The organism is Humibacter ginsenosidimutans (assembly GCF_007859675.1).
GTDB classification, from domain to species: Bacteria; Actinomycetota; Actinomycetes; order Actinomycetales; family Microbacteriaceae; genus Humibacter; species Humibacter ginsenosidimutans.
This window is the reverse complement of sequence record NZ_CP042305.1, coordinates 1,910,416-1,924,050: the sequence shown is the minus strand read 5'-3', so window position 1 is coordinate 1,924,050 and position 13,635 is coordinate 1,910,416. Positions and strand designations below refer to the sequence as shown.

Annotated in this window: 1 protein-coding gene (only partly in view); it reads left to right on the top strand. The window is 69.8% G+C overall.

All coding sequences use genetic code 11. The features are described from left to right. A protein-coding gene (locus FPZ11_RS19490; RefSeq protein ID WP_367889442.1) for a hypothetical protein crosses the window boundary here: on the top strand, positions 1-13,635 show its 3' portion. The gene continues 6,567 nt to the left of window position 1, outside the view; only the last 13,635 of its 20,202 coding nucleotides appear in the window; the start codon falls outside the window, past its left edge; its stop codon occupies positions 13,633-13,635.

The window sequence follows — 13,635 nt, the reverse complement described above, 5'->3', positions numbered from 1 at the left end:
ACGGCCAAGTCGATCGGCACGGCGCTCAAGCTGAACAGCACCAACATCGGCGCCGGGATCGGGCTGAACGTGGCGACCGTGGTCAACGACGGCACCATCGGCGCGAACACGCGCATCAGCGCGGGAAGCATCGCCGTGCAGGCGATCACTCCCGCCGGCGCCGAGAACGACTTCGTGGTCTGGGGACTCGCGGCGGCGGGAGGCAACGGCAAGGCATCCGTCGCCGGATCCGTCGGCGTGCAGGTGATCGACTTCGAGACCACGGCGGAGATCGGCGCGGGCTCCACGATCACCTCGGCGGGCGGAATCGCCGTGCAGGCGAGCAACCCGATGGGCCTGCAGAACATCGCGGCGGCCGGCGGGCTCTCGCTGAACGGATCGGGGGTCGGCGCGGCGATCGCGGTCAACATCCTGACCATCCCGACGCTCGCGTTCATCGACTCGTCGCCGACGTCGCCGACAACAGTCGACGCCGGCGGTGCCATCCTGATCTCCTCGAGCGCCGGAGTCGCCGCGCTCGTGGTGCCCGACATCCCCTCGATCACCATCGCGGTCACCTCTGTGGCGATCGCAGGCGGCGCTGGAACGAGCGGTGTCGCGATCGGCGGATCCGTCATCGTCGACGTCATCGATCTCACGACGCAGGCCTACATCGCAGGCGGCGCGGCCGTGAACCAGCACGTGCCCGTGAACGCGGCGCAGTCCATCACGATCACGGCGGAGGACACCACGACCTTCGTGCAGCTCGCCGGTGCGATCGCGCTGACCGGGGGCTCCGTCGGCGTGGGGCTCGGTCTCGTCGTCGACGTGGTGAACAAAGATGTGCGCGCCTATATCGGCGACGGTGTGGCGGCGCGGGTCGGCGGTGCCGTTCTGCTCGCCGCGACGGCCACCGACTCGCTGACGGCAGTGGCCGTGGATGCCGGGGCCTCCACGAACACGGCGGTCGTCGGCTCCATCATCGTCGCGGTCATCAACCAGGGCGCCGGAGGTCCCGGCACGCGCGCCTACATCGACGGGGGAGCGCGACCCACGACGGTGCATGCCGGCGGCGGCATGAGCATCCAGGCCTCTGACACGGTGCCGACGCTGGCCCTCTACGCCGGCAACCTCTCGGTGGGCGGCACAGCAGGCGTCGGCGTCTCCTCCGCCGTGCTGGTGCGCACGGGAATCGTGGATGCGTTCATCGCGGCGAACGACGACGTGCAGGCCCACGGCGCCCCGGGCCTCGCCATCGGCGCAGCGCAGTCCGAGAACGTGACACTGCTCGCGATCGGCGGCAGCGCGGGCGGCACCGCCGGCATCTCCGGATCGGCGACGGTCGGCGTGCAGAACGACACGACCACGGCGCACATCGACTCCGGCGTGACGGTGAACGGCGACAACACGGGAGCGCAGGCCGGCGAGGGGATCGCGCTGGCGGCATCCGACACCACCACCCTCAAGGGTGCGGCGGGTCAGCTCGCGATCGGCGGCTCGGCGGGCGTGGGAGCTGGTGCCGACGTCGAGGTGCTGAACAAGACGACGCAGGCGTGGATCGCGCCGAGGGTGAGCGTCACGGTGAACGGCGACGCCACCGTCGATGCGACCTCGAGCGAGACGGTCACCTCCATCTCAACGGGCGGCGCGGGCGGCGGCGCGGTCGCCGTGGCGGTCAACGCCGCGGTGCCGGTCTTCACCATCGTCACGCAGGCGTGGATCGGCGAGCACTGCGCGGCGGCACAGGTGACGCCGGCGAACTGCACGTCGTCGCGCTCCGTCGTGAACGCAGGCGGCAACGCTCGGGTGGCCGCGAACGAGCAGCTCACCATGACCGTCGTCGCCGGCGCCATCGCCGCTGCCGGCACCGTCGGTGCTGGCGCCGCGGCAGCCGTCCCGGTCGTCGACAAGACGACGACCGCGTTCCTCGGCGACTTCTCCGTGCTGAACGCCCTCGGCAACGCGCCGGGCCTCACCGTGAGCACGGGCGGCTTCACGACCACCGCCGTCGACACCCGCTTCTCGCCCGCGGCGATCCAGGCCGACCATGTCACACTCCACCTGCCGTTCACGCACAGCTACACAGAGGGCGAGCAGGTGCTCTACGACGACGGGGGCGGCGACGCCATCGGCGGTCTCGTGCAGGGCGGTGTGTATTACGTGCACGTGCTGTCGCCGACGGACATCCAGCTCTCTCTCACTCCCGGTGGCGCGCCGATCACCCTCACGGCTCCGTCCCGCGGCGGAGAGTCGCAGAGGCTCGTGCCCACCGACCAGGCATCGCCGCCCGTCAGCGACACCCCGTACTTCGATCCGCACGATGCCTCCGGCACTGTCATCACGCTGCCGTACGACCTCGACGTCTCGCTCGGCGACCCGGTCATCTACAGCTCGGGCGGCGGCGCTCCGATCGGTGGCCTCGTCGACGGCGGGGAGTATTACGTCATCCCAGGAGCACCCGGATCGCATCAGATCCAGCTCGCCGCCACACTCTGCCAGGCGAACCCGTCCGCGAACGGCTGCGCTCCCGGTGCCGTGCAGCAGGCCATCGCCCTGAACCCGTCGGTCGCGACGGGTCGGGCACACAGCATCGTGCTGCAGGGCGCTCAGCCCTCGCCGGATGCGGCTGCCACACTCGGCGAGCACACCGTCACCGGCAACACGGCAACGGGCTTCCGCGGGGTGGCCATCACGGCCAACAACAGCGACGACATCTCCGCGGCGGGCGTCACAGCGAGCTTCGCCGGCATCGCGGGCGTCGGCGTCGGCGGCAGTGTCAACGTGGTGACGGCGACGACGACGGCCTCTGTCGGCGAGTATGCACAGATCGACGCGGCGAACTCCGGCGCCAACGCGGCGCAGTCGGTCCTCGTCGACGCAGGCAACGCGTTCAGCCTGCTGATGATCTCGGCGGTCGCCGCAGGAGGAACGGTCGGCGTCGGAGCGAGTGCCGCCGTCGGCATCGTGAAGCTCACGACGGATGCCCTCATCGCCCAGAGCGCGTACGTCGCCGCCCAGCGCGACGTCGACGTCGTCGCCACGGCGACCGATGCCGTCACCTCCGTGGCCCTCACGGGTGCCGGCGGCTTCGTCGGCGTCGCCGGGGCAGCATCCGTCATCGTGCTCACGACCCACACGTATGCGGACACCGGCCTGGCCGTGACGATCTCCGCGGGGAACAACGTGCTGATCGGCGCGCATGACGACACCACGATCATCGCGGTCGGCGGTGGCGCGGCGGGAGGATTCGTCGGGGTCGGCATCGGTGTCGCGGTCACCTCGATCACCAAGGACACCGAGGCGTTCATCGGCGCGGGAAGCATCGTCGACGCGAAGGCGACGCAGCCGACGACCACGCTGGGCGGCGTGTACGACGGCTCGTTCGTCGGCATCGGCTTCGGAACCGGCCCGTTCAACGGCCTCGCCGTGCAGGCCGGCTCCAGCGAGGACATCTTCGGCCTGGCCGTCGCCGTCGGGGCGGGCGCCGTCGGAGTCGCCGGCGGTGTGAACGTCACCGTGCTGCACGCCACGACGGCGGCGTTCATCGACAGCAACCTGCTGAACCGCACGCGCGTGAACACCGCGGCCGGGGCGGGCTCGCAGCAGTCGGTGAACGTGTCGGCGGCCGACACGACCTCCGCCCTGACCATCGGAGGCGGCGCGGCCGGTGGGTTCGTCGGGGTGGCTGGCGGGATCGACATCGGCATCGCGCAGACCACGACGCAGGCGTACATCGGCGGCTACGCCACGGTCTACGCCGCGCACGACCTGACGCTCAACGCACTCGCGGCCAAGTCGATCCGCAGTTATGCGCTCAGCGTCGGCGCCGGCGTGGTCGGTATCGCGGCATCCGTGTCGGTATGGACGGTCGGCACCGACCCGACGTCGTCGTACAACGCGGGCGCGAACGGCGTCGACAAGGGCACCTGGTCGTCGACCGGCAGCTATCTCACCGGAGACGTGGTCACCGGATCAGACGGACAGCGGTACGGCGCGCTCATCGACCACCCCACCCTCAACCCCGTCGCTGACACCTCGCACTCGCAATGGGAGGCGGCCGCGGATGCCCTCGCACCGTCGAGCGGCACGACCGCGCAATCGCAGTCCGGCGACACGGCGAACGGCTCCGGCACGGGCGGATACCAGCACATCCTCGACAACGCGGGCGGCGGCACGGCCGACTCCGAGACGAACGCGCGCATCGCGCCGTCGCTGAACGGCGCATCCGGTTCCGTGCAGGGCGCAGCCCCCAGCAGCGACCTGGTGAACAAGCAGTTCGACTCGCCGCAGGTGCCGGGCAGCACGACGAGCGAGATCGGCACGGGAGCCGTCATCGTCATCGGCGGGAGCCTGCACATGCGGGCGAACGAGCAGAACTCCTACCTCGGCGTCGTCGGCACCGTGGCAGGCGGCGTGGTCGCGGCCGGCGGCTCCGTCGCGATCGCCAACCTCACCAGCAGCACGGATGCCGGCATCGCGGCGGGTGCATCGGTCACGGCGGGCGGCGACGTCAGCGTGCAGTCCGTCGTCACGGAGAACGACCTCGGCGTGGCGTTCTCCGGCCAGGCCGGCCTCGTCAGCGTCGGGGCGCAGGTCGTCGTCATCACGAGCCACGCCTCGCAGAACGCGCACATCGACTCCGGCGTCGTCATCCCGACCGCGGGTGGAACGGTCGATGTCGAGGCGCAGGCGTACCGCACCGTGAACCCGCTCGCGATCGGCCTCGCGGTCGGAGCCGGCGCGGTCGGCGCCGCCGTCGCCGACGCCGAGGTCGACGGAGACACCACGGCCACGATCGGCAATGTCACCATCGGCGGCCAAGCCCCGGCGGGCGGTGTGACGATGCTGGCTCAATCGGTCATCACCGTTCCCACCCAGGCGTTCTCGGTGCAGGGCGGCATCGGCGTCGGCATCACGGGAGCCGGCGCGATCGCCCACCTCAGCGGAGCGACCACGGCGACCTTCAGCGGACACGCCACGCTCGTCGGTGGGCTGTCCGTCGCAGCCGAGGGCACCAACACCACCTCCGCCAGCACCCTCGGCGTGTCGACCGGCACCATCGCGGCCGGCATCATGGTCGTCGTCGCACGTGACGATCGCACCACGGTGGCAAGCGTGAGCAAGGGATCCAGCGTGAGCGGCGGAGGCACGGTCGCCGTGTCGGCCACGTCGGCCAACCACGCCTCGGTGCTCGCCCAGGGCGGCACGTTCAGCGGCATCGGCGTCACGCTGATGCTGCCGATCGCCCTGGTCACGGGCACGACCGAGGCGCATCTCGACGGCCAGGTCACGGCATCCGGCGCCATCGCGGTGTCGGCCGCCGGGCAGAACCAGGCGAGCGCAGAGGCCGATGTGCTGAACATCGCGCTGCTCGGCGGCGGACAGGGCACCTTCCCGGTCGCGCATGTGGAGCAGAGCGCGCAGGTGCTGGCGAGCGTCGGGGCATCGGCGAGCGTGCACTCGGCAGGACTCGTCTCGGTGAAGGCAGGCACGACGATCGACTCCGCCGGCCACGGAGACTACGCCTTCGCGAAGGTGCTCGGTGGAGGCGGCGGTTTCATCAACGCCGGTGTGTACACCGCGGATGCCGAACTGCTCGCCCCCGTGACAGCCGAGCTGCGCACCACGGTCGCCTCCTCCGGCGGGGTCTCCGTGACGGCCGACTCCACCAGCGATGCGAACGCCAGCACGAAGGTCGGCTCCATGTCGTTCGCCGGCGTCAGCCTCGCCGGGGTGGTCGCCGAGATCGCGAGCAGTGCGGCCACCACCGCCGTCGTCACGGGAGGCACCATCACCTCCACTGGAAAGGTGACAGTCTCCGCCACTGCGGCGAACACCTCGACCGTCGACACGGAGGTGGGCAGCATCGGCGCGTTCACGCTGAGCGCCACGCTGCCGTTCGCCCACGTCGAGGCTCCCACCAAGGCCGAGCTCGGCGACTCCGTGCTCGGTGCGAACGGCCTGACGGTGTCGGCGACGGGCGCCAACACGGCGACCGCCGACTCCTCGCTGCTCGGCATCGGCATCCTCTCCGGCTCCATCGGCGGAGCGGATGCCCGCATCACCTCATCGGCGTCCGTCATCGCCGTCGTCGACGCGAGCGCCACCACGGTGAACGCCGGTCCGGGCGCGCTGACCGTGTCGGCGAGTTCCGCGAACCATGCCACGGCGACGCCGTCGCAGCTCTCGGTGGGCGTGATCTCGATCGGGGCGCTCACCCCGACGGCCATCGTGGCAGCGGCGACGAACGCGGAGTTCGACGGTGGCACCACCACCTCGGGCGCCTTCTCCGTCACGGCATCCGGCCAGAACGCGGCTGCTGCAGCGGCGAGCGCCGACAACTTCAGCGTGATCGGCGGCACGGGCGCATTCGCCGACGCCGAGGTTCAGCAGTCGGCGGGCGTCACCGCCACGGTGAGCGGCAGCACGAAGCTCACCGCATCCGGGTTCGTCACGGTCGCCGCGTCGTTGGGCACGGGCGGCGACAGCGCCGACGCCGAGATCACCTCGACAGGCGGCGGCCTCATCCACGGTGGCATCTTCTTCGCCAAGGCACTCGTCGGGGCCGCAGTGACCGCCGCATTCAGCGGTGCGATCCTCGGATCGACCGGCGGAAGCATCCGGGCGTCCGGCAGCAACGCCGCCACGGCGAAGACCGAATCCCTCGGCATCGGGCTGGGCAGCATCACGGGCGCCGCCGTCGACGCCGAGGTGCTCGGCACGGCGTCGACGAGCGCGGGCTACGGGGCAGGCGCGTTCGTCACGTCCGGCAGCGTCACGGTGTCCGCGACGAGCGGCAACACGGCGACGGCGAACACCGACACGCTCGACGGCGGCCTCATCGCGGGCAACGCCAGCGTGCCGATCGCCAGAGTGGCGGCGCCGACGGCGGCGGAGTTCGACGGCCTCCTCACGGGCGGCACGGGACTGGCGGTCTCGGCCACGTCGACGGCAAGCGTGTCATCGACGTCTGGCGCGCGCGCGTTCGGACTGGCGGGAGCATCCGACTCGTCGCCGCAGGCGACCATCACCGCCGGCGTCGTGACGCAGGCGAACATCGGTTCCTCCGCCGTGCTCGACGCACCCAACGCCGTCGTCTCGGTGATCGCCACCGCCACGAACACGGCGCTCGCCAAGGGAGGCTCGACCAACGGCGGCCTCGGCTCCATCTCGAGCGCCAACCCGACGGCCACCGACAATGCCGACACATACGCGCGGATGCTCGGCGCCGCCCACGGCTCGACGGCCTCGGCACCCGGAGCCAAGTCGCTGCAGGTGCTCGCCACCGGCACAGACTCCTCGACGGCGCTGATCAGCGACACGAGCATCGGCGGGCTCTCCGTCGCGAGTGCGGGTGCGAGCGCAACGACGGCGACCACGGTCGAGACCGACCTCGGCAGCTCGGGCAAGCCGATCACGACCGTCGGCGACATCTCGGTCGGTGTCTCCTCGAACCCGGTCTCGATCTCCTCGTCGGAGAGCGAGCACGTCGGCATCGCGCTCGACCTGGCGCACAACTCGGCCACGGTCACGACCGACCCGACAGTGAACCTCTCCATCGGTCAGGGTGCGCAGATCTACGCGGGTGGCACCATCACGGCCACGGCCCAGCAGAACACGCAGGCGCCGCCGTCGTCGAACTCCAGCCAGTTCGACGGATCGAGCGGCGTGAACACCGCCACGAACGTCATCACGCTCAGCGCCCCGCACTCGTTCACCACCGGGAGCACCGTCACCTACAGCGCCCAAGGCGGAACCCCGGTCGGCGGTCTGCACGACGGTCTGAACTACAACGTCATCGTGCTCGGCGACGACACCGTGCAGCTCGGCTCGCTCTTCGACGGTGCCCAGATCGACACCTCGACCGACACGATCGCGTTCGGCACCACGATCGGCGGCAACTTCGTTCCGCTCAATCACAACCTGCACGAGGGTGACATCGTCGTCTATGTCGTGCCGAGCGGGGGAACAGCTGTGCCGGGCCTCATCTCCGGGCACAGCTACCTGGTGCACGTCGTCGATGCCTCGCACATCCAGCTCTTCGACCCCGCCGAGTCGCAGTCCCAGGTCGGGGTCACCGGGTCGAACGTCACGGGCGGCAACACGTTCACCGTCGGCAACGCGTATCGCCCTGGTGACGCCGTCACCTATCACGCGCCCGGCGCGCTGGTCACGTTCTCCAGCCAGCAGGTGAACATCCAGACCGATTCGAACGGCAACCCGGTCATCACGGGCAACCCGCCGAACGTCGTGCCGCAGAGCAACAACACGATCGTGATCCCGAACCACGGTCTCGCGACGGGAGAGGCCGTCGTCTACGAGGGTGCTTCGGACCCGCTCGGCGGCCTCACCAACGGGAACACCTACTACGTCATCGTCGTCAACGCGAACGTCATCCAGCTCGCCGCGACGCAATGCGAGGCGACAGGCGGCTGCAAGGACGGCGACGACAACGACATCCCGATCACCCCGATCACCCTGACGCCCGACACATCGGCCGCGGGCGAGGCCGTCACGCACGGCCTCTACCTGCCGGGCCAGCAGCCGATCCAAGGGCTGGACGACGGCGGCCGATACTACGTCGTCAGCGCGTCATCCACCGCCTTCCAGGTGTCGAAGACGCCAGGCGGCACCCCGATCCCGCTCAACGGCAGCGGCATCACGGGCATCGGCTACTTCGTCGCGGCACCGATCGGTCTCGGTGCAGGCGGGAGCGCAGGCCAGGAGCTCGTGCTCGACCTCTCGTCGGCCGGCAGCGGAACGCAGAGCATCACGGCGCTCGGCATCTCGGGAACCACGGCGGGCGGGGGCCAGACGTCGACCGCCACCGTGAGCGGTTCCGGCGGCGGGTTCATCTCCTCGTCGAGCGCCACGCCGACCGCGAACGAGACGGCTGTCGTCGCCGTGACGATCGGGGCGGGCGCGTCGCTGAACGCGGGCGGCGACATCACCGTCACCACCGACTCGAACGCCGGAGTCGACTCGGACGCCTCGAACGGCGGCGGCGGTCTCGTGGCCATCGGCAGCGCGGAGGCGACGTCCACCACGAAGACCACCACGACGGTCACCGTGGCCTCCGGCGCAACCCTGACGGCGACCCACAACGTGACGATCGCTCCCGTCACCATCGGCCAGGCGGATGCCTCCAGTGAGTCGGACGCCACCGGTCTCGGCTCCGGGGTGGAGTCCGACGCGGGCGCCACCGTCACGATCACCGCGACGACGAACATCGCGGGCACCATCGTGGCGGGCGACGATGTCGCGATCGGGTCGCAGAGCCAGGCCTACGCCAGCGTCAGCACGCACGCCGAGGCGGGTGGTCTCGGTGCCGACGCCAATGCCGGGCGCTGCGGCGGACCGACCTGCGACATCAACGTCACCGACAACACCACTGTCGATCTGCAGCCGGGCACATCGATCACGGGCGACAACGTCGCCGTCACCTCCGACGTCGCCGACATGACGTTGAACAACCAGAGCTACACGCACGCGAAGGCGGTCGGCGCCGGCTCGAAGGCATCCTCGAACATCGACGTCGGCTCGAACGCCGACCTGCTGATCGAAGACCACACCAAGATCGTCGGCTACGAATCGGTCACGCTGACGGCGGAGCACCAGAACATCCAGCTCATCGCGCACTCGAACGCGAACTGCGGCTGCCTGGGCGGCGACACCGACTCCGACGCGACGAACAACTACCAGAGCACCTCGAACGTGACGGCCGACGCCGGCGCGATCATCCGCACGGCGGCTCTCGACGTGGAGGCTCTGCAGAACGAACTCGGCTGGACCTGGCAGCGCGACCGCAGTGGCGCGGCGTTCGACGGCGGCGGCAGGGGAGGCAGCGACACCAACAACGCGGTCCGCAGCATCGTGTGGAACGCGGACGTCTACCTGCACGCACCCGACCCGCAGCTCGTCGTCGACACCACGGGAAAGATCACCAAGCTCTACGGGGTCACCGTGAAAGACGACCTCGGCAACACGTACTCGCTCGGGTCGGTCATCCCCTCCGGCCGCATCATCGAGGTGCAGAACATCGTGAACACCGGTGGCGCCACCGTGGTCTTCCACGCCAACACGCCTCCCACCCAGCCGAACGGCGCGAGCGCACCGAGCTCGTCGCTCACCGGAACGGCAGGCACGTTCACCGTGCAGAACACGTTCGACTTCGTGCGCCTCTACAACCACTCCAGCCGCTCGATGGTCGTGCACGCCATCGACGTCGCGAACCTCACGGGAACGGCGGCGACGGTGCAGATCGAGGTGAACGGGAGCTCGGCCTTCCGCTTCACCGTCGGCATGCCGATCTTCACGCCGACGGCCGTGGACATCGACGACTACCTCGACGGCGGCGGAACGCCGCAGCTCGTCATCGACGGCGTCATCGACAATCCGATCGGCTCGACGCACGTCGACAACCAGCACGGCGACATCCTCGCGGGTCCCGACTCGCCGCTGATCATCACCAACACGCTCGCGATCTACGCGGACGCGGGCACCATCGGCACCGTGACCACCAGCGGCGGAACACGCGTGCGCACACCGATCCCAGTCGAACTCGTGCAGAGCGACTACCTCGTCGACAACGTCGACCCCACCCGCTTCGTCGCCCTGGTGGCCGATGCGCTCGACGATGTGGTGCTGAACATCACGTCGATCCTGCGCGGCGCGCCCGCGGCGTTCACGCCGACGCTCGGTCCGATCCATGCCGGACACGACATCGACCTCGTGCTGGGCGACAGCCTGCAGGGCGATGACGTGCCGACCATCTCGTCCGACTACATCCAGGTGAATGTCTACAACGCCGACCACGCCGGCACCACATTCCCGCCGACCGGGGCATACAAGACCTACTTCCACCCGGACGGCACGCCGAGCTACGACCTGTCGCTGGTGCTCACCGCATTCGGGACGGTCGACACGCCCATCGACTCGACCTACGTCTTCCCCGACCTGAGCGCAGGCAACGACATCCGCATCGCCCACACCGGCGGCAAGGCCACCCTGAACATCGACGCCACCACCAACGTGGATGCCACGCTCACGGGCGCCGAGTTCCCTGTTCCGTTCTCCACCAGCGACAACGTCGGCGAGATCGACATCGACACCAACGGCTTCATCACCGACACCGAGACCACGGGCGACCTGCGCATCGGCACCATCACGTCGACGAATTCCGACGTGACGCTCACGGCCGCCGACGCCTCCGGCGCCTCCATCTTCGATGTGGATGCCATCCACGACGGCAGCGCACGCGTCACCGGCAACACCATCACGATGGTCGCCCTCTTCGGCGGCATCGGCTACGTGACTCCGGACGCGAACTACCTCGAGATCCACTCGTCGAACGCCGCTCGCGGCAAGGTGCTGGCGGTCGCTCGCGACGGCATCTACCTCACGCAGACCACCGGCGACCTGTACGTCGGCGTCGTCGACTCCCTCACCGGCGATGTCGCGCTGACGAACGCGAACGGCTCCATCCTCGACGACGACCCGACGGCAGCTCTGCAGGTGTCCGGCGCGAACATCGACCTCATCGCGCACAACGGATCGATCGGCGCGACGGGCTCCACGTTCAAGATCGACACCGCAGCCACGGGCCGGCTCTACGCCCTCACCGACCGCACGGCATCCCTGCCGGTCGGCACGAACCCGCCAGCCGACATCGACGTCACCGAGATCGCAGGGCCGCTGACGGTGCTGCGCGCCGAGTCGATGTTCGGCGGCGTGCGACTGGCCGTGCCGTACGACGGCAGCGACGACTCGGATCTCACCATCGTGAACATCGGGGCCACGCTCGACGGTGCCGATCTCGTCGCCCAGGGGCGCATCGTGGCGGCGAACGCGGTGCTGCTGCAGGTCGGCGACGATCTCAGCGAGCCGGCGGGGGCGGTCATCCAGGGCGCAACCGTCACGATCGTGGCCGAGTACGGTCAGAGCCCGGCGTCGCCCATCGGCTCCACCCTCTACTTCGGCGGCACGCTCACCGGGGCGCCCGCCGAGGTCTTCGGCGGCGCGGGCGACGACACGTTCGTCTTCGACCACACCTACCTGGGCGGACAGACGGACGTCTACGGCGGGCCGAGCGCGACGGCATCCGCCCCCGACGGCGACGACACGTTCGTCGTCGACCACCTGCAGACCATGACCACGACGCACCTCGACACCTCAGGGGACGCCTACGACGGCCAGCAGGTGCGCGACACCCTGCACCTCGACGGCGAGCTGGGCGACAACACCTACGTGATCACCACCTGGGGCAGCGTCGACCCGTTGAACCACGACTACCGCATCGAGGTGCTCGACACGGGCGCTCGCGGCGGACTCAACACGCTCACGGTCAACGGGTCGGACGGACCCGATGTGTTCCTGCTGCGCGGGGCATCCATCATCCCCGACCAGCCGCAGGCCCAGCAGCCCGCGTTCGTCGCCCTGCTGCACTCGTCCACCGCGGCGGAGCGCATCGACTACGACGACCACATCAACTCACGGCTCACCGTGAACGGGCTCGGCGGCGACGACGTGTTCGCCGTCGACGACAACAGCGCCATCACCACGCTCAACGGCGGAGACGGCAACGACACGTTCCTCATCGGTCAGCTCTACGCGACGCCGAGGGTTGCGCCGGCCGTGCACCCGGAGGATGCCTTCAGCACCATCCTCACGAGTGACGGCTACGTGAGCCCCGGCATCAGCTTCCCGACCACCATCTACGGCGGCGCGGGCAACGACACCTTCATCGTGAACCACAACCTCGCCGAGCTCCGGCTCGAGGCGGGCAGCGGCAACGACTCGTTCGTGTTCCGCACGCTGATGGCAGGCACGGCGTTCCTCGCCGACGGGTACGTCACCGTCGACGGCGGCACGGGCGCCAGCACGGTGAACATCCAGGTCCTCGGCGGTCTCGGCCACGTCTCCTCGAACATCAACGGAGCAAGCGGCGACGGACTGAACCTGCTGCTGCGCAGCTTCCGCTCTGCGCCGAGCCGCACGCACCTCGGCCCCATCGTGTCCGCGCCGTACCTGCTGCCCGACGAAGACCCCGTCGTGTTCCCGGTCATCCCCGTCGTCGACCCGGTCGCAGGCGACGGCCAGGTGATCGTCACGGAGACCGGCGGTCGCACGATCGTCCTGCCGACGGGTCAGACCGAAGACAGCTACACGATCCAGCTGGCGACGGCACCGACCGCCGATGTCTACATCACCATCTCGGTGGCCTACGGCCCCGGCGCGCCCTACGCGCTGGTCTCACTCGACGGCGTCACGTTCGCGCCGACGGTGATGCTGATCATCCCCGCCGGCGACATGAGCCAGCACACCGTCTACGTGCAGTACGCGACGGGCGCGGTGCTCGATCCGTCCGAGATCGTCGAGACCATCAGCCACTCCAGCGAGAGCGACGATCCCGCGTACGAGCACGCGAGCATCCGCAACGTCTACGTCAACCTGCAGCCGCCGCAGGTCATCCCCGCACCGCCGCACGGCGGCGCGAACGGCACGAACGGCGGCGCCTCAGCGGGTGGTTCCACGTCGTCGGCGAGCGGCTCCGGCCTCGCGCCGACCGGATCGGATGCCGCGCCGCAGCTGGCCCTCGCGGCCATCGCGCTGCTCGCCGGACTGCTTCTCCTGCTCCGTCGTCGTCGCCGCGCCTGA